The organism is Thalassotalea euphylliae, assembly GCF_003390335.1.
Taxonomy (GTDB): Bacteria; Pseudomonadota; Gammaproteobacteria; order Enterobacterales; family Alteromonadaceae; genus Thalassotalea_F; species Thalassotalea_F euphylliae_B.
Genome location: NZ_QUOU01000001.1, coordinates 655,143 through 675,589 on the forward strand (window position 1 = coordinate 655,143; position 20,447 = coordinate 675,589).

The 20,447-nt window shown below is 45.5% G+C and carries 12 protein-coding genes; 9 read left to right on the forward strand and 3 right to left on the reverse strand.

All coding sequences use genetic code 11. The features are described from left to right. Positions 1–18: 18 nt before the first annotated feature. A complete protein-coding gene (locus tag DXX93_RS02905) occupies positions 19–657 on the reverse strand; it encodes a hypothetical protein (protein ID WP_116006731.1) in 639 nt (212 codons plus the stop codon). Between the two features lie 424 nt (positions 658–1,081). Next, complete coding sequence (locus DXX93_RS02910) at positions 1,082–4,357, reverse strand: VPS10 domain-containing protein (protein WP_116006732.1); 3,276 nt, start codon at positions 4,355–4,357, stop codon at positions 1,082–1,084. Between the two features lie 956 nt (positions 4,358–5,313). Between DXX93_RS02910 and DXX93_RS02915 the strand changes: the two genes are divergently transcribed. The 9 genes from DXX93_RS02915 (at position 5,314) to DXX93_RS02955 (ending at position 19,460) form a co-directional block, all read left to right on the forward strand. Beyond that, complete coding sequence (locus DXX93_RS02915; protein ID WP_116006733.1) at positions 5,314–8,514, forward strand: S8 family serine peptidase; 3,201 nt, start codon at positions 5,314–5,316, stop codon at positions 8,512–8,514. Between the two features lie 62 nt (positions 8,515–8,576). After that, on the forward strand, positions 8,577–9,119 hold the full coding sequence (locus DXX93_RS02920; RefSeq protein WP_116006734.1) for a hypothetical protein: 543 nt from the start codon (positions 8,577–8,579) through the stop codon (positions 9,117–9,119). A 325-nt stretch (positions 9,120–9,444) separates the two neighbouring features. Continuing rightward, entirely contained in the window at positions 9,445–11,742 is a 2,298-nt protein-coding gene (locus DXX93_RS02925; protein WP_116006735.1) for a tetratricopeptide repeat protein, read from the forward strand. Between the two features lie 196 nt (positions 11,743–11,938). After that, entirely contained in the window at positions 11,939–12,817 is an 879-nt protein-coding gene (locus tag DXX93_RS02930; protein ID WP_116006736.1) for a hypothetical protein, read from the forward strand. A 551-nt stretch (positions 12,818–13,368) separates the two neighbouring features. Next, entirely contained in the window at positions 13,369–13,704 is a 336-nt protein-coding gene (locus tag DXX93_RS02935) for a hypothetical protein (protein ID WP_116006737.1), read from the forward strand. Then, positions 13,694–13,999 (forward strand): hypothetical protein, encoded by a 306-nt coding sequence (locus tag DXX93_RS02940; RefSeq protein WP_116006738.1) that lies wholly within the window; start codon positions 13,694–13,696, stop codon positions 13,997–13,999. Before DXX93_RS02935 ends, DXX93_RS02940 begins: the two co-directional genes overlap by 11 nt. Further along, entirely contained in the window at positions 13,996–15,714 is a 1,719-nt protein-coding gene (locus DXX93_RS02945) for a PepSY-associated TM helix domain-containing protein (RefSeq protein ID WP_116006739.1), read from the forward strand. The genes DXX93_RS02940 and DXX93_RS02945 overlap by 4 nt, the downstream gene beginning before the upstream one ends. A gap of 252 nt (positions 15,715–15,966) precedes the next feature. Beyond that, complete coding sequence (locus DXX93_RS02950; protein ID WP_116006740.1) at positions 15,967–17,367, forward strand: flagellin N-terminal helical domain-containing protein; 1,401 nt, start codon at positions 15,967–15,969, stop codon at positions 17,365–17,367. Between the two features lie 320 nt (positions 17,368–17,687). After that, complete coding sequence (locus DXX93_RS02955) at positions 17,688–19,460, forward strand: AMP-binding protein (protein WP_116006741.1); 1,773 nt, start codon at positions 17,688–17,690, stop codon at positions 19,458–19,460. A 273-nt stretch (positions 19,461–19,733) separates the two neighbouring features. On the opposite strand, the gene DXX93_RS02960 is transcribed toward DXX93_RS02955, so the two are convergent. Further along, entirely contained in the window at positions 19,734–20,315 is a 582-nt protein-coding gene (locus DXX93_RS02960; protein WP_116006742.1) for a Crp/Fnr family transcriptional regulator, read from the reverse strand. Between the last annotated feature and the right edge of the window lie 132 nt (positions 20,316–20,447).

The window sequence follows — 20,447 nt, forward strand, 5'->3', positions numbered from 1 at the left end:
TTAACTTTACCCACCCCTTTATTTAAAGGTGTGGGTAAAGTTAATACCGAAAACAGGTTCGTTATTTGAAAAATCATTCTGGTAAAATAACGCAAATGGACTTTTATAACCTAAGTCAATGCGATATCCCTCATAGTCTTCATCAAAATTGTCATACATTTCAATAGCTACACGAATATTAATGCCGCTTTCTAATCGCGTATGTTCGGACAACCAGTTAGTTAGTATGTTGTTCTCTATGCCGAAACGCAGGACATCGCTGTTGGCGCGAAAGAACTGGTTGGTCGTTTGCTCCTTTTGGACAAGGTATCCTTCCTCTATAAAGAGCCAGTTATCGCCGCCAAAACTCATTCTCAACCCTACGTAACTCTCTGATTCCGTTAGATCTGAATTCATCGTGTTATCAGTTTCACCTGTTAGATAGCGAGTCCCCATATATAAACTAGATTTTTCGCCAAAAAATCGAGTTTTACCTAATCGCAATAGTGTCGTTTCGTATCCTAGACTTTGTCCGTCTAACTCGGAAGAGTCAAAACTCATAAGTCCCACAGATAATGACGTTTTCTCGTTATGAGCTAGCTCTCGCTCGACCTTAGGCTCCGCAGCAGCTGTACTCATAACTAGCGTTGATAATAAGGTGGCTAATATTTTTTTCATCTTGTTTCCCTAAAGATTTTGGCAATTGAATTGGTGAAATCGATGGGGACAATCTACAGCGAACGAAAAAGCCAGTGTTGCAGTAAATGATAAGCGGTCAAAAAACAGGATGAGCGGTAAGCGCTAGGTGATAATAGCGAAGGAAGATACTTCTACTCTTGAGTGGCAAGGGCGCCACGCATGACTTTAGGAAAAGTCATCAAATCCCTTATTCGGTTGAGCGTCTGCTGGCTTTTATCTCACTCAAGCTAATGAAAATTAACATGGGCAAGTTGTTATTTTCTCTATCAATGTGGTGGGTGAAGATGCAGCATAACCTTTGCTCAAAATCGTAGGGCATAAAAAATGGCGTCTAAAGTAGACGCCATTTGGGGTTGCTAGCCCGTCTCAAACTTGTGAAAGGGCTTAGAGGTTAAAAACCGCATTATTGTGTGATAAGTGCAGATCCTACTGTCCAAGGGGCACCTGCCTCACTCATGGCTTTCTGTAATGCTGGAATTGTCGTGACTTCCAGCACATTCAAGCGCTTGGTTACCGCGTTAAGGCCTTCAAGTGCATAACCAAATTGCTCGCGATGCTGCTTAGTCGGGCCATAAGACGAGCGTACTGCTGACATGGCGTAACCTAAACGGCTAGCGATGTTTGCTGGCTTCGCACCTTTGCGATCACGCGATTTTAAACCCGTTAATTCAAGGTTGATGGCGTTAAGCTCGATTTGAATGTCAGCATATTGCTGCTCTAACGCTGCCATGTTGTTCGGCGTGCGATCAAGGGCAGTGCGAATCGCTTCCATTTTCTTAGTGATACCTTTAAGTACGGCACTTGCTGCTGATGATTGGCGCTCAGCTGCCACCACATCTTGACCGAATTTAACGATTTCATCTTGTGTATTACCAGTAATTGCTGCATCAAAAATCGGTTTAAGGTCAAACGTTACAGGGCTAGCAAGTTGGCTAATTTTACTGCCAACGCGCTGATATAAAGTCGCTGTGTATTTACCCGGCGCTGCCATTAAGCCTTTGGCAAGTGGGTGCCAAGGCGATTGTTTTTCACCCGTAATAGCCGTGCTTTTAGCGTAGGTCATATCCCAAGTAATACGGTGTAACCCTTTTGTTGTTTTACCTGCGACGCGGTTAACAAATTGGCCGTTGGCGTTCGTAATTTCAAGGTAAACAGCAGGCTTAGCTTCTTGATTTTCTTTTTCAATCGCTTCCCAGCTTGGGTATTTAGGATATTTCTTGTCTTTCACCATGCTCTTTTCAGTAGCTTGGCGCTTTTCTTTTGCCGTGAGCAGGCTGTCTTTTAAGAAGTAGGTTAATGTTGCGCCGTGCGCTGGGTTTTTCGCGGCATAACGATCGTCACCGTCAGTTCTTGCATGATTCGTATCTAACGAGAACCATTTTACAGGGCGGCTTGGCGCGAATAGCATTGCCGCTTGTTCCATGGCCTTAGCGGTTAAATTACGCAATGGCGCATAGTCATCTAAAATGTAGATACCACGGCCAAAAGTACCCGCCACTAAGTCGTTTTCACGACGCTGAATTTTCACATCGCGAGTTGAAATCGTTGGTATGCCACCGTTTAGCTCTAACCACTTCTTACCACCATCAACCGTGAAGAAAACCCCAAATTCAGTACCGATAAACATCAGATCTTTATTCACGTGATCTTGCACAATGCGCCACACTAAGTGTTTCTCTGGTAGGTCTTTGGCCAGTGATGTCCACTTCTTACCTAAGTTAGTGGATTTGATTAAGTAAGGCTTAAAATCACCGTATTTATGATTATCAAGCGCTACATAAACCGTGTTTGGATCGTAAAGATCGGCGCGGATATCGTTTACATAGGCAGTCGCAGGTACGCCGCGCACTTTACCTAGGTCAATTTTCTTCCACGTTTTACCACCGTCAGTGGTGACTTGAATTAACCCGTCGTCTGTACCGACCCACAGAATGTTTTCATCCACAGGGCTTTCAGAGAAGTTAGCAATGGTGTGATATTCCGACATCGCGTAAATATCCCAGCCTGCTTCTACCGACCAAGTACGTCCCATCATCGGGATGTGCATACGATTGCCATTTTTGGTTAAATCACCTGAGATTGGTGTCCAGCTATCACCGCGATCGTCAGAGCGCCAAACGCGCTGTGACGCAAAATAAAGGCGCTTTGGATCATGGGCTGAAACATTAATGGGCGCATCCCAGTTGTAGCGCTCGGCAGGGTCGCCCGGCAGTGGTTGCGGCTTAATGTAAACATTCTCACTTGTTTTCATGTCGCGGCGATTGAGGTTACCTTGTTGCCACTGTGAGTAAACAATATTTGGGTTACCGGGTTCAGTCGCTGGCTGATGGCCATCGCCGCCGAGTGTTAAGAACCAATCTTTGTTTTTGATACCCTCTGCTCGTGCCGTGCGCGAAGGGCCGCCTTGTGTTGAGTTATCTTGCGCGCCAGCGTAAACATTGTAAAAAGGTTCGGCATCGTCAGGAGCCACTTTGTAGAATTGGGTTAATGGCAAGTTAGCGATAAAGCGCCAGTGCTCCATGCGATCGTGCGACATGTAAATGCCGCCGTCTGAGCCAATCAAGACAAAATCAGGATCGGTTGGGTGGAAGGCAAATGCGTGATCGTCAACGTGCTTGCGTTTGGTGCTAATCGGCGTCCAAGTTTTACCGCCATCATCTGACACTTTCGAATAGTTGCTGGCGATGTAAACGCGGTCAAATTGGTGCTGATCAGTAAAAATTTCTTGGTAGTAGTGCGGGCCTGTACCACCGCCGACTTCGTCAGACATTTTCTCCCAACTGGCGCCGCGATTTGCTGAGCGGTAAAAACCACCTTTGCGGTTGTCGGTTTCGATAGTTGCGTAAACCACATCCGGATTCGTTGGCGAAATTGCCATACCAATTTTACCCATGTTGCCTTTGGGTAGGCCGGTTTTTAGCTCGGCCCAAGTTTCACCGCCATCGTCTGAGGTGTGGATACCAGAGCCTGGGCCTGTACCTACGTAAATGGCGACTTTACGCTGACGTGACCAAGTGGCTGCGTAAAGTTTGTCAGGGTTACGTGGGTCGATCAACAGTGAGGTAACACCCGTCCATTCGTCTTCCGGCGTTAATACTTGCTTCCATGTTTCACCACCGTCAGTGGTTTTATAGAGGCCGCGTTCACCGCCGCCAGTCCACAATGGGCCTTGCACTGCCGCCCAAACAATATTGGAATTGGTTGGATGAACAATAATGTCGGAAATGCGCTCAGATTTTTTTAAGCCCATGTTTTTCCATGTTTTACCGCCATCGAGCGACTTGTAAATACCGTCACCAAAGCTGATATGACGGCCACCGTTGTTTTCACCCGTACCTACCCAAATAATGTCTGAGTTACTCGGATCGATAGTGACATCTCCCGTTGAGTAAACCGCTTGCTTGTCGAATATTGGCGTCCAGGTCGTTCCGGCATTAACTGTTTTCCAAATACCACCAGAGCCTACCGCGGTATACCAGGTTGACGGATTTTTTTGGTCGACGGCAATATCAGCAATACGCCCCGACATATAAGCAGGGCCGATATTGCGCATTTCCATCGCATCAAAAGTTTTACTGGTAAACAGCGAGCTGTTTTCTGCGTCGCCTGACTTGGCTGAGACGCCAGCGACAGACACCATCAAGGAGGCAGCTATCGCTGCTTTGCGTAGGTTTTTCATGTTTCACCGAATTTATCGTTATTTTTTGTTACAAAGTAACACTAGTGTGAAATCAATCGCGGTTCAAGCGCAGACGCGGTTAGGTCACAGAAATTTGCGTTAAGTGGCAGTTTTATAAGCAATACCTTGTTTAATACAGGTAGATAGATATCGTATTTAGATAATTGAAAACTTTTAAGTGTTTGAAAGTAAATGAATAAATCATTTCAAAAGTGAACCGTAAGTTGCGCTCTATGAGGTGCTTGTTAGCTTGCATACGACTTCACTCGCGTATCTTAACCGTTCCAACATACCATGCTATTGAGGTTTCAAAGTCAGTACTTAACCACTTACCCTTTCTAAGCCAAGATTATGTAAGCCAAGATTATGGTTAGTCTGATTTAGACCTCATAGATTACCGGGGCAAATGTTCACAGGAACAGCGTTTGAACAACATAAAGCTGAGGGCTTTCAATCAATAACAGCTCGCTCTTGGTTAACTTGGATTGATATTTGACTGCAAACAATGGCTTGGAAAAGATTTTTAACAAATTGACAAAGACTTAGCGTGTGCTCAAAAAAGCGTCAACTTACTTTACACTTCTGTTTACCTTTGTGTATCAAAAAATTAACAAGGCTTTAACAATCAGGGGTGTAGAGATTTGGTTCGGACTTTGCTTGAGGTAACCCACTCTGGCTTGATTCACAGCTAGGTGTTGCTGTGTCAATCAGAAAAAAGTGATGGTGTTGCTATTTAAGCTGTATTGCCACTCATTAACAACTACAAATAACTAACAATAACAAGAATTAAACGAAGGAACCTCGTATGACTATGAATTATAACAGTCCTTAAATACTTCTCTTCTTAAAAAAACGGCAGTTGTTTTAAACCGTTTTCACGCAGCCCGAGCGCAATGTTTGTGGTTGTTGACGAACGCAATTCACATAGAAGTTAAAAGCTTCGACAGGAGAAAGCAATGAAGTTTAAAAGCAGGCTAACGGTGAGTTTAGCAGCACTTACTCTAACCGTCGGTGTTACCTCAAATTATGCATATGCCAACACAACCAGCGCTAGTGATAGTGTTGAGCTGAGTGGGCTAGCAGCTAAAAGTAAAAGCCAATCAGGTGTTTATATCGTACAGCTAAAAGGTGCATCCGGCATTACGAAAGCATCTGAACTTGGTGAGTTATTACCCAGTAATCAGTTGGTTGCTAGTTTTGGCAACCGATACAATCCAACGACACCAAATATCACCCGCTATGTCGCGACCATGAAAGCGAAGCAAGCACAAGTGGCCTCTGATATTGGTAATGTCGATATACTTTACAATTATGCGCACACGGTTAATGGTTTTGCGGCGAAATTAGCGCCGGAGCAGGTTAAAGGTTTACGTAATCACCCAGACGTTTTGTCGGTGACTGAAGATCGCATTGATTCGATTGATACCTCAAATACACCTGCTTTTTTGGGGTTAGTTGACGAAAATAACCAACCGACGCTCGATGTGAAGGGTGAGAATGTTGTTATTGGGATATTAGATTCAGGTATTTGGCCTGAAAACCCTGCTTTTGCCGAAGACTCGAACATTCCGGAAAGGGCATATGACGCGCCACCTGAAGGCTGGCAAGGTGAATGTAACGTTGGCTCGGTTGGAACTTTGCTCGATGGTGACAATAATGTTGTGTATTCAGATGAAACGCTTACTAAAGACGAAACCGTTACATGTAATAATAAGTTAATAGGTGCGCGCTATTACGGTACAGGTTTCACTGCCAGTGGTGGTATTCCATTCGATCAAGGCGAGTTCGTCTCTGCTCGTGATGCCGATGGACACGGTAGCCACACGGCAAGTACAGCCGGCGGTAATGCTGGTGTTCAAGCATCAATAAAAGGTGTTGATATCGGTGTTATTTCGGGTATTGCACCACGTGCACGTATTGCCGCTTACAAAGTTTGTTGGCCCAGCTCTTGTACCACAGCAGACCGTGTGGCAGCGATTGATCAAGCGGTTGTCGATGGGGTTGATGTGCTTAATCACTCAATTGGCAACTCCGCGACTATTGGCGGCTTGAGTACAGTAAATATTGCCTCATTGAAAGCGGCTCAAGCCGGCGTGCTATTTGCTGGCTCCGCGGGTAACGAAGGCACAGATGGCCCAGGCTCAGTGCGCAATATCATGCCTTGGATGGTGACAGTGGGTAATTCCACTTATGATGGTACTTCAAAGTTAATCGGCAACGAACTTCAATATAACATTGCTGATGCCGCCTCTACCTCGGTATTCTCATTTGTTGGCACAATTAATCCGCCTATTCCTGATGGCGGGCTGAGCCGTGATCTGCAATTGGTAAATGCTGAGAGTACAGACAATATCTACACAGCGTGTGATCCGTTGACCGTTGACTTGACAGGTAAAATTGCCTTGATTGCTCGCGGTACTTGTAATTTCACGGACAAATTTAGAAATGCGCAAGCAGCCAATGCAGATGGTATTGTTGTTTACACTGACGATCGTTCGCCAATAGAAATGGGCGGTAGTGGCGATACAAGTGATATCCTGATCCCTGGTGTGATGATTAAAAATGCCGATGGTTTGGCATTGTTAGCGGCATTGACTGCTGAAGTCCCAACACCTGTAACCGTGAATATGACCAATAACGCTATTGACGAAGATTCAGTCGAAGTGGGCAATATCATGAGCTCTTCTTCTTCGATTGGCCCTAACCCTCAAACCGCAGATATTATTAAACCCGATATAACGGCGCCCGGTTCTCGCATTTTAGCAGCGACCAGCTTTGATCAATTGGGGACAAACTCTGACGGCGAAAACTTTGCGTATTTATCAGGTACGTCAATGTCTAGCCCACACATTGCGGGCATGGCGGCATTAGTGATGGAGAAATACCCTGATTGGTCACCTGCACAAGTGAAATCTGCTTTGATGACAACAGCTTATCAAGGTGTCTTCAAGCCAAATGGCAGCACGCCAGCAGATCCTTTCAACTTCGGTGCAGGACACGCATCACCTGTTGATGCCACTGATCCTGGCCTTGTTTATGACACCAACTTCCTAGATTACCTTGGTTTCCTTTGTGGGCAAGATGCAAGTGGCTTAATCCCTGGTCTATTGGAAGGCGGCGATTGTGATACGATCAGTAGTGATGGTTTTGCCACTGATGCGAGCCAGTTGAACCTACCATCGATAGCCATCGCTGAATTAAGCAGACCTGAAACCATTACTCGTACCGTTACTGATGCAACTGGCAATGGTGGTAATTATCTCGTTTCTGTTGAGGCTCCTGCGGGTATTGATGTGGTGATTACTACCTTTGATAGTGATAACAACCCAACCGATGGCAACACATTAGTTGTGCCTGCCAACGGCAAAGCCAATTACGCACTAACGTTCTCTCGCAGTGAAAGCTCGGTGGTTGGCGAATGGGTATTTGGTGCTGTTACCTTGACTGGTGAAAATGGTCATGTTGTTCGTAGCCCAATTGCGATCTTGCCTGCTGAAATCGTCCTGATTGAAGCGCCAGCGGCAGTATCTGTCGACTTAAATAGCCGTGGTCGTGGTTCGTTCCTAGTGAACATGCTTTATTCGGGAGATACAAGCATTGATTATGTTGGCTTAACGCCATCTGAGTCCTTCTCTAACACTGCTGATGCTGATGAGCCGTTTACGTTTGGCTCAGTATTCGACAAAGGTTATTACCTGTCAGTACCCGAAGGCACTAAAGCGTTAAGAGTGCGACTAACTGAAGAAATGGTCAGTGTGCCAGGTTCTGATATTGACCTTTGGTTAATTATCTGTAGAAACGGTGCATGCGCAGTTGCTGCGACGTCGCAAAACTTTGGTAACGATGAGCAGATTATCGTGATGAACCCTGAGGCGAGAAATAATCCAGCAGAGCTTGATACTTACATCTTGTACATGCGTCCGTTCGATACGGCAGGTGAAGCAAGCGTTGACTACACAGTCAATAGCTGGGTATTAAATCAGGCAGAAAGCTCGACGCGTATTCGCGCTTCAACACGTGCTGTCGACGGCCGATTTAACAGAGTTTCCATTACAGGACGAAACTTAGTTGAAGGTAACCTGCATATGGGCGCAGTTACTTTCTATAACGCTAGTGGTGACGCTCAAGCGACCACGCTAATCGAAGTACAGAACTAACAATAACAAATGCGCTAGGGCGCAATGCCCTAGCTTACATTTACAGGTTTATAGGAAGTTAAATGATGAAATCTTTTAAAAAATGGTTAGCAACAACACTTGGTGCGCTAAGTGTGGTTTTTATGTTTTCTCAAACCGCAAACGCTGCGCTAATTACGCAAGACATATTACTTGATGGTAATCTCTTTGGCGAAATCACCATTGATACAACCGACGGATTTATTGATGGCGACTATTTTGTTATCGAATCGTTTAATAGCTTAACACTCTTTGATCCAGATGAAGGAGCGATCACAGCTGTTGATGAATTTGGTATGCCAGATCTGTTTTTATTTACCATTGAAGTGCTCGTTGACGATGTCTTTGCTGGTATCGAGTTTTTTGAATTCGATATTCTCTCTAGTAACAGTGTCGGGTACGATGGCTTTTTTGATGCGTTTAGCACAACCCCGCTACTCGATAACGTGATCAATGTCTCAGCCACTGCTAGTTCACCCTTTGGTCAGCTGTCGTTTGGTCAAGCGTCAGTGGTATCAGAGCCATCAGTGTTGGTGTTATTTGCGTTAATGTTTGTTGCATTGGTTAATCGTCGCCGACTGCGATAGTTTGCCAAGTGTCGCTTTGTTAGCTGATAAGGACACCCCTTTTCAATATGAAAAGGCTGCTACAGCGACTTGAGCAGATAGCACAGTGAGGTACTCGTAAGGCTTGCTTTTACAGCAAGCCTTATTTTTTGAGCAGTATTTCGGTTGTTAGTTCACGGCGCAGATTACCTCAATTGGTATTGGTCGTCGTTGTAATTCCTCTTTACAATTGGTATGACATAAACAAGACGAATAATCATTGCCTGAGAATAATTAAAGGCGAGCCAACCAGTAAATCTTCGGCTAGCAAAGGCAACTTATCATAAAAGGTATCTCTTTGTATTTTATGCAAGTAACTCAGCGGGCATTGAGTGTTCAACGTTGTTTTTTGGGGTTGGTTTTCCCTTTCTTTTTAGCCTTTATTAGTGCTGTGTTGTCTGCCTACATGCTCTCGACCAGTGCATTTGCCAGTGAAACAGCTCATCAACCTATAACTTCAAATACCAGTACAGACGCCAAAGCACAATCTCCAACCAATACAGTTACTCAGACATCGCCATCGATAACAGCGAAACTGGCGAAAATAGAGGGGGCAGACCCTATTGCTGAGCAGGCTGTTATGGCGCTGATTACTGAATTGAGTGGCACGGATAAAGTCTATGCGCAGCTAAAACTGGTCAGTATTTATCGCCGCAGTGCGCAAGTTGAAAAAGCCAGCACCCTGTTACAAGCGTTAAACAAAGCCGTGGCTGAGCTTAGCAACGAATTACAGTTGGAGGTTTTGATTAGCGGCGCGGAACTTGAGCGCAAGAAAAACAACTATGCGACTGCCGCAAAGATGCTTGAAACTAAAGGGATACCGCTCGCTGGTCAAAATACAGCTGTGCTAGCTCGTGTTTATCGACATACAGGCAGGTTTTACCGTCTGGACAAACAACATGCTCAAGCAGAAAAGTATTACTTGTTGGCATTAGAAAATTATCAAGCGCTAGGTGATGAACTAGAACTTGCGCGCATGTATGGGTCTTTAGGAGTGTTGTATGAATCGCAAGATGATTTGGTGCTCGCCGCTGAGTATCAAATCAAAGCCATGAAGCTATTTGAGCGAATCGGTAATGCGCAAGACCAAGCGAGTAGTTATTTCAATTTGGGTGAACTGTTCTACCGCTCAGAAGATTACGATAAGTCATTATCTTTTTATCAGCAAGCGTTGGTGTTCGATAAAAAGCTCAACGACACAGAATATATTGGTTACGATTACCATCGAATTGGCTCTATTTACATGGCACAGAACAAGCTTGATGAAGCGCTGGATGTTACCCAAAAAGCGATTGATATCTTTGCTCAAGGGGCTTTCCATCAGGTGCTGTCTCGCTCATATGTGCAGCGGGCGCAAATTTTTGACAAGCTCGATAATCAAGAAGCCCGTTTAGCTAGCTTGCTGTTAGCTGAAAAAACAGGACAAGTCTCTAACGCTGATTTCCAAATGAGGTCGGTATGGCACAACCTTGGAGTTTACTACTTTGATCATCAAGCATTAACAGAGGCAGAGCGCTACGTCAGTAAGTCACTGGCAATATCGACAAAACTCGAACTTTTGAAAGATCAGCTCGATGACAACAGGCTACTCAGTGAAATTCATCACCAACTAGGCCAAGACTCAATTGCCCTCACTCATTTAAAGGCTGCGTATGAGCTCAAGCAACAATTAGATTCAGAGCTGCGCATTGAAGAGCTGGAAAAACACAAGCGCGATATCAACTTGCTGAAAGAGCAAGTGAAAGTCGCGAAATTGGAAGAGGCCAGTAAACAAGCAGAACTAGAGGTGGTTGAGCAAAAAAAAGTCACGGAAAAAGTGACCTTGCTCACTTTGGGTTTAGTGGTACTGTTTCTGCTTATTTTCTATGTGTTACATCAGCGGCGCAAACTTGCGGTGATCTCTGCCAGCTTGTATGAAGATGCACTACAACAGAAAAATCAGCTGCTGGCGGATGTTTCACACGAGTTGCGCACGCCTTTGACCGCGTTGAAACTGCAAGTAGACGCATTGCGTTATCACTTAGTCGATGACGTCGAGCTGAGTTATCAAAAACTCAGTAGCAAAATTACCGATCTAAGTAATTTGATTGGTGATATTTATGAGTTAGCGGTTTCGGATGTTTATGGCTTGTCGATAAATACACAGCAGCTTGATATGACTCCTGCGCTCAAGCAATGGAGCAGCGAATTCCAGGACTATGTGACCGGACACGAGCTGCAATGGCATGACAACATCGCTTCAGCGCCAGCTTGGGTCGCCGTTGATCAAGATCGCATCAAGCAAGTGTTGGCGAATCTCATTAACAATAGTGTCAATTATACCGATAAACCCGGGCGAGTTGAATTAAGCGCGTGGCAAGCACATGGGCAGTTGCATTTGTGCGTGCAAGATACTTCGCCTTCAGTGCCGGAAAGTGAATTTGGCAAGATCTTCGAGCGCTTGTATCGCCTAGAAAAGTCGCGAAATCGCGCCACGGGAGGCTCTGGCTTAGGGCTGGCTATCTGTCAAAACGTTATCCATGCGCACCAAGGGACAATTGAAGCGAAGCAAAGCGCACTAGGCGGTGTCGCTATTTTGATCACCTTACCACTTGCCAAACGCTAATGCATTGCGTGTTTGCGCGTTGAGCACTGTCTGCGCATAACGCTTTGCTCTGCTCATTTCTCACCACTCCATTTTTAGCGCCCCATTTCTATTGAGCTAACCTTTATATAGCAAGCCTATCCATATTTCCTCCCTATTTGCAGCTTATAGTCTTGGGCAAAATACCAGCTAGCCCCCAAGTGCGATAGGACAAGTGATGATCAAAGAAAAACTATTCAGCGTTGGGATCAAATTGCTGAGCAATTGGTTTCCTGAGTATGCTTACACATTAGTTAAGCGCAAATTACTCATCCCAAATTCTTCAAGCGCGCGTTGGGCTAAAGAGAGCAAGCGGAAATTATATCGCACTAAATATGGCGGTATTCGCACCTACACCACAGGTGGCAGTTTAGATGCAAGGAAAAATGAAGGGACAGACGGCCAAGCGGGAAACTATATTTGGTTGGTGCATGGTGGGGGAAATGCTCATCAGTTTATGCCGCTTATCAAGCGTTTGGTTCAGCAAGGCTACACTTGCATCGCCATTGAATTTTTGTCGGCGCCAAGTGCTCAGCGCCGAGGCGAGCAATTTGTTTCATTGCCCAATTGGAGTAATGCGCTTGATATTGCGACCCGGTATTTGCCTGCGCCATCACATGTGATTACTCAAGGAGTTGGCACGTCAATTGTCGGTAACAGCATGTGGCTTTCGCAATACCAAGGTAAGTTAACTTTGGTTTCGCCAGTACTCGATTTCTACCAAAGGTTAAAACAGTTTATTGGTGAAAACCGCTTGCCGAATATGTTACTGGCACGTATGGAAAAAGAGGTGTTTAACAACGACAGAGTGCGTTTAAAAGCGCTTTCGGTAACACGGGCAATAGATAACTTTGCTGGTCAACTCACGGTGTTTTATAGCCAAGCTGACGGCACTTCAACGGTTGATGAAATTCATGCGTTATCAGTGTGCGATAATCGAAAAATCGTTGAATTTAAGGGGGCATGTACTGATCGTATGATCAAGAGCCGCTCGTTGTTTTTAAACATTAGTGAGCAAGCGCCGAGTCAGTCGTTAAGTACTGCGCACGGTTATTAACAGCGTGTTACAGAGCAAGGGGTAGCTTTTTCGAATTTGCAGCAAAGTAACGCGTCCCCTTAGGCAAGTGGTAATAAACTTGTCTTCTCTTGGAGCCATTGGGCGCAAGTCCCCGAACGGGAAAATATAACCTGAGCCGATTGCTGGTTTTTACTCGCGGCTTCAATACGATCTGCGCTAAAAATGTGTATGAAATATGGGCGTTTCAACGCCAAGTTCGCTAAGTCCTGTGTATAAACCGCGCATAAGCCGCCCCAAATGTTCCTTGCCTTTTTCAATCATGGCTCATACCCCCAATACTTTTTGGCTTTAGTTTGGGCTTTAGTTTTGGCATGAGAAAAAGTTTTTGTAAGTAACTGTCAATGGTGTTTTTGATATGTGTGCCAGTCCAGCCCAGTGAGATCAGATCACTTAGAGTAGCCTCTGTTTTTTTTGAGGAGTATTCAGTAGAATTTTTAATGAATGCAAATAATTACTATTGTCTTTAAGGTTTTCTTTGGTTTTTGCGTGGGTTAGAATTCAAGCAGGAAAACATCAAATAACAATAATTTATGAGCTTTTTTATCAACGCTGTCGCGCTATTTTTGTGTTGGGTGGGCAGTACTTCCGCTTATCTTACATCCGAGCGTCAACAAGTCTTATCTCACCCTTTAGGCAAAAAACTGGGGTGGTCAGTGTTTAGTATCACGCTGATTGCCGCATTCACATTACTACTAAGTCTGCACCATTGGTTGGCTGCTTTTTTGGTGTTAACCGTGATGGTGATGCTAGTGTGGATTGCCTTATCACTCGTCATTCCTTACTTTCCTAAACAGCGCAGGCCTTTGTTTTACGGCACTGTGCTGACCATAGTAAATGCTGTGATTGGGGGGTTTTATGTCTTCTAGTTCCGCAAAGGTAAAAACTAATTGGGCATATTCACTGTGGACAAAATCACTGGCGGGTTTTTTACTCGGCTTTTTAAGCACCATGAGCTTATTTATCGTGATTGGTTTTGTCCTTCCGCTGCCTCGAGATGTCTTTTTGTTAATTGCTGTGATTGGTGGCTTTGTGCTGTGGAGCGCACTGCTTGCCTGGTTTTATTGTATGCCGTCGATCAAAAAGCCGACCTTGTTTTGCGTCGCGAGCTTACTGGTGACTGGCTTAGTTAATACGTGGTTTTACATGCAGGGGGGCGCATGAAGTCAGCAACATTAAAAAACGCGCTTAATGCCCATGGTTGGGTTGGCTTAATAATTTCTTTACCATTGTTTATTGTCTTTTGGGCTGGCGCGATAACACTTTTTCACCCCGAAATAGACCAGTGGGCAAAACTGCTGTATTACGACATTGATACGCAGGCCAAGTCACGTGGTGAAACCGTCGACTACAACGACTTGGTCGAGGCACAAATCGCCGAGTACGGCATCTTGGCGGAAGATCGCATATCACTGCGCTTTCCCAATGAAAAAATGCCGTATTTACGGATGTTTTTTCAGGTACCAGTAGAAGAAGGTGACACCATCACTCAAGCGGCTGCTAGCCATCAAGCGCTTGAGAGTAATGGTGAGTCAGAGGGGCAAACGAGCGCGCCAACTCAAGCTACTGAAAAAGCGCCAGCTGAGGATAAAAAAAAGGTTAAAAAAGAATTTAAGGATATTCTCATTGACCCACACAGTGGCGAAGTCTTTACCGACCATAGCCCGTTCGAACTGGCCGATTTTTTGTACGTGCTGCACTACAAGCTGCATTTACCGCAGGGGCTTTACATTGTCGGCGTTATTACCCTGTTCTTCTTCGTGATTATTATCACGGGGGTTATCGTTCAGCTGAAAAAAATCGTAAAAAACTTTTTCTTATATCGCAAAGACCAAAAACTGCGTACGCAAATGAACGACATGCACAATGTTGTCGGGGTGATCAGCTTGCCCTATGCCATTATGTACGCGTTAACTGGCGTGATCCTCAATCTACTTATCTTAGTGCAAATCCCTAGCGCTTTGGTGTTGTACAAGGGCGATCTTGACGCTATTGCCAAAGACGCGGGCTTTTACGCTCATCGAGGCGTTGCCGCCACTCAGCCCCAATTAATGCCAAATTTACACGACTTTGTTGCTGACTTGGAGCGTACTAATAACGCGGAAATTACCGGCCTAAACCTTTACGGATATGGCGACAAAAGTGCCGTTTTTCAAACCATTGGGCTTTATAACCAAGGGTTTAATCACTCGTTCTCGCGTTTCTACGAAGTCGCTACCGACAGCTACCCAGACACCATGAACGTGGCAGAAGATAACGTTTTCGCTCGCGGTTTATCAATGCTTTATGCCATGCACTTCGCCAATTATGCCGGGACGGATATGCGTATCATCTACTTTGTTCTCGCCATGCTGTTTTGCGCCATGATTGTCGCAGGTAATGTACTCTGGGTCGTCAAACGTCAGCCAAAAAATGCTTACCCGAAAACTCTTGCTTTTACTCGAGGTGCAACCTTAGGAGCGTGCTTAGGCGTGATTACGGCGACGGCACTTAGTTTTTTTCTTGAACGCTCATTACCTGAGGCCATCAGCGAGCGCGAACACTTGATTGAGTATGTCTTTGGCGCCACTTTACTGCTGGTGACTATCGCTGGATTCTTCGCTAATAACCTGCGAGGATTTATCGGTGCTAATCTGCTTGCCAGTGCCGTATTACTGCTGCTGACTGTTGCTTTTGAGTGGCTGGTCTTTGGCAAAATTATGATTGCGATGATTACGGCTGGTTATCCAATACTAGGGCATGTGAGTGCCGGGTTGGCGATTATCGCCATATTGCTGCTTGCCATTGCGCGCAAAGTTCTTCGACCAAAACGCGCTGTGGACAAGCCGCTCGACAACTATTTAGGGGCACCACATGAAGTGGGTGCAAGAATTACCTAATCGTTCTAATCCTCTTCATTCCAGCCCATTTACTATGAGGTAGTAATTGCTGCTACCTCGCTTTCTCTTCCATATCTCTCATCCATGTGCACATGGAAAACTCATCGCTTTAACCTAGCTAACGAGGTTTACAACTAACCCATAGCAATTGGTACGGCTCCTGCTTTACCTGCATTACCTAGACTTCTGTCAATTTTTTGAATCGTTTTGAAAGGTAATGCAACTTGAACTCGGTATAGGGTTGAGTGACTGATGTTTGTTAATACCAATACGTCAGCGCTCAACGCTATCAATCAGCTTAACATTAATGCTAATCGGCTAGAAAAAAGCTATGAAGCGCTTTCGTCGGGGAAGAGAATAAACTCTGCTGCCGATGATGCTGCTGGCCTGCAAATTTCCGTGCGACTCACGGCGCAGTCGAATGCACTTTCGCGCATCGATCAAAACATTAACGACGGCATTAGTTATGCGCAGGTAGCAGAAGGGGCGCTAGCTGAGGTCTCAAGTATGGCGCAACGTATGTACCAATTAGCCGTGCAGGCCGCTAATGGCTCGCTTACCTCCACCGATAAGCAAGCATTAGATGTGGAGTTTCAAGGCCTAAAACGTGAAATTGATCGCATTGCCAATAACACCGAAATCTTCGGTATATACCCTTTGCTTGGCGGTAACAACGTGCCGTCGCTGGGGGATATTTTCCCAATCAGTGGTGGCACTGGTACGTTTAGCTCTGGTATCCGTTCATTTGCTGCAATCCCCGCCGGCTCTAACAATGTCAGCTTAACCCTTGACTCACAAGGCTTAGATGATGACATCCAAATATTTACACAAGATGGCAGACATTTGGTGGGGACTGATTTAAATGATAACAGCTGGCAAAATAACGCTGACAATATTCCCATTAGCACACCGCAAGATGTCGAAAACAATTTATTGACCCCGCAAAACGGTTTTCCACCGGGGGCTAGTTATGATGCCAGCAACTTAAACTCTGGTGGGCCAGTGTACTCGCCAACTGCTGCTAACAGCACAAGCTACAATGGCATGACCATAAGCTTTGGTGGCGATGGCGATCGAACTTCTCCTAGTGACGGCAATAACGATGGAATTAATATGGGCAACACCCTTATTGAGGCGGTTCATATTGATACTACCACGGAGCCCCTTTACGTGGCGGTGGTCGGCAGTGGTAGCTTTGATCTTACGGTTAATTATACCAACCTAGGCAATACGACTAACAATAATGAACCGTTTAAGGTGTTTGTTGCCACTACACCTGATGGCAGTAACGATGATTTTATTGATATTGAAAAAACCGCCAGTACGTCCGTAGATTTAGGCATTGCACCGCTGACAATCGGCAGTGCTTCGGGTGCACAAACGGCAATTAGCGCATTGCAGAACGCCTTAAATACGATTGGCGGTTATCGCAGCGAGTATGGTGCGTCAATAAATGTTCTGGCGAGCGCTGCTCGCACCACAATGAATTCACATGAAAATATCGTTGCCGCGCGCTCTCGTATTCAAGATACCGACTACGCCAGTGAAACTGCGAAATTAGCAAGAGAGCAAGTGTTGCAGCAGGCGTCGCAGTCTATTTTATCGCAAGCTAATATTCAGCCCGAATTAGCCTTGTCCTTGCTCAATCAGTAATTCTCTACATTCTCGCTTACCGGATTGCAATTCCGGTATTAATACCAATCACACGCCCTGTAAAGCTGGCCATGCCTAACAAGTAATGCTCAAAGCGAGTGGCTTTTAGACTCGCGGCAACGCCATATGCCTGAGATTTCGTGGGCTAATTCTTCCTTACTCGTAACTTCGATGATCGGCAAGCTCAGTGAACACAACGTTGACCTATCTAATTGACAATTAACATTTGTTAATGACCCTCTACTAATTTAGTCGCAGTATGTTTATGCCAATGAGCAAACGATTAAAAAATAATACACCTAAGTTATGGGGAGAGATTGATGATAGATATCAAGACAAAGCCAACCAATGTCTATCAGTTGCTACAGACAATATGTGAGCAACAAGGCGAGGCCAACGCCTTTACTTTGATCAAGCAACTTACACCAGAGTTAGTTGATGAGTCGGTTACTTATCAAACCTTGTTAAGTAATATTCACCGCACCGTGCGATTAATTCGCGACCACCTTGATATTAATGATGAAAGCTGTAAACGCCCGGTGGTTTCATTCCTACTGCCGAATATCCCAGAAGCACAATATATTATATGGGCGGCGGAAACATGTGGTATCGCAAACCCGATCAATCCGCTGTTAAATGTTGAAGCCTTGTCGGCACTCATGGAAAAAGCAGACACTGATATTATTTTCGCCCTTGGGCCAAATCCACAATCAGACTTCTGGCAAAAAGCACAGGCTGTGGTTGAGCAGTCAAATAAACCGATAAAGCTTATCCCTGTGGCAATTCCCGACGGCGATAACGCAGCATTTGGTCAACGTTTGAGTGGTTATAGCGATGCACCACTGCCGTCGCATTGGCTGCCTACCGCAGAAGATGTTGCTGCGTATTTCCATACTGGCGGAACAACGGGGTCACCTAAGCTTGTGATGCATACGCATGCTAACCACGTAGCGGCTGCGAATGCCTATGTCGTGCCGATGCAATCTGACCAGCAAGACACTTTTATCAACGGTTTGCCGCTGTTTCACGTTGCTGGTGGTTTAGTCGTCGGATTAGGCGGCTTAGCTGCGGGTATACACACTGTCTTCCCCACCATGGCTGGGTTTAGAAACAAGCAAGTCATTAGCCAATATTGGCAGCTTATAGCGCATTACGGTGTTACCGTTGGCGGCGCGATTCCAACGTCACTCGCGGCGTTAATTAATGTGCCTATTGAGCATGATATTAGCTCGTTGCGTTATTTGATTTCGGGGGGCGCATCGCTACCGGAAAGTGTTGGCCAAAAAATCACAGAAATGACGGGCCTAGAGCTGTATCAAATTTACGGCATGACCGAAACGTCAGGTGTGATTGCCATGCCAAACCTGTCGGCGCCGGCAAAACTACTGAGTACAGGTAGTCAAGCCGCAGGCGTTGAAATCACTATTGACGAACTGTCGCCGGATTCAAATGGTATAGGCGAGATTTGCGTGCGCGGTGATACCGTATTTGCTGGCTACCTTGGCAGTGACGAATCGCCATTAACCGATGGCTGGTTGAGAACGGGTGATTTAGGTTACCTAGATGCCGATGGTAGCTTGTTTATTACGGGGCGTTCTAAAGATCTTATTATTCGCAGTGGCCATAATATTGACCCGGTTGATATTGAGAGTTGTTTGGAAAGCCATCCCGCCGTTGCGCTGGCTGCTGCGGTAAGTAAGCCCGATGCCTATGCAGGTGAATTACCGGTTGCTTATGTTCAGCTTGAGCCAGCGGCCAAGGTCAGCATTGAGGAGCTTATGGCCTACGCCAAGCAACACATTGCCGAGCCACCTGCACATCCTAAAGCGATTACTGTGCTTGACGCTTTGCCAATGACAGCGGTTGGCAAGTTGCAAAAAACAGAATTGCGAACACTCGCAGCGTTAGACGCGGTAAAAGAGCAATTGGCAGCACAACTGCCCGAAATTGACCTTGTTGCGGAGGCTAAAATGCTAAGTTGCGGTAAAATTTTCGTTGATGTGAGCGCTCATCAAGTGAGCGATTCACTGGTAAAAACTTGTGCACATTTGGCTGAAACCCTTAATTTGGAAGTGAATATTAGGGCGTGTTGATCTTTCGAGATTGAATTTTGTGCAATCTAAACGCTTGCTGATCGCGGCACTCGGTTTGTCGCATGGTTATTCCATGTAAAAAGCGAGTAACAATGAGCAGGAAGCGTTTAGGTGACCCCCTTTTGTGTTAGAGAGGGGCAGCGTCTGTTTGACTTTTCTACTGTGTTGCCACTTATTTGTGGAGAGTGACTACACGGCACAAGTGTCGCCTTGTATAAAACCCAAACAGACTGCTGCAAAAACAACCCTAAAAGATCAACACGCCCTAACTAATTAACACTTCTTACGTTTTAGCCTAGACAGTGATACCGCATCCATACTCAGGTAAGAGGCGATGTGGTATTGCGGAATTTGCCTTGCTAACAGCCAGGGCTCTTCATCCATCAGCCATTGGTATCTCGCTTCTGCATTTCCGGTCAATAAAATCCCTTCGCGTCGCTCATTACGAATGAATAGCTGTTTGGTGAGGTTGTCTAAAAAGTCGTTGATTGGCGGATATTGAGCGATTAGCTGATTAAAGTCCTCGACCGCAATTTTATAAAGCTCGCAGGGGGCTAAGGTTTCGATACAGAAGCTGCTGGCCGAGCCTGTTAGGTAGGCGCTCATTGAACCAATGGGATCGCCCTCTTTAAAAAAGGCCTTATTGCGCTCTTTGCCATCAGGCAAGGTATAGAAAAAACGCACAACCCCGGTTTTGATGATATAAAAGTGGGTTTGCTGTTTACCTGCATGTAATAGCCGCTCGCCAGCGGCGACCGAGACTGGTTTGACAATTGTTGACCAAGCTTGCCACAAGCTATCGTCAAGGCTAAGTAGGGGGCTGAGCAAGGTTTTTAAATCGTGTAAGTTGTGCATAGAGCTGTCGAGATTGCTAGCGAGCGCTGAGCGACAAGGTTAACAAGGGAAAGCATTGGTGACAATGCAGCATGTCACCAATGTTTTTAAGCAATTTATCTTTCAGTAATGTGTTTTTAGCTCTTTACTGCC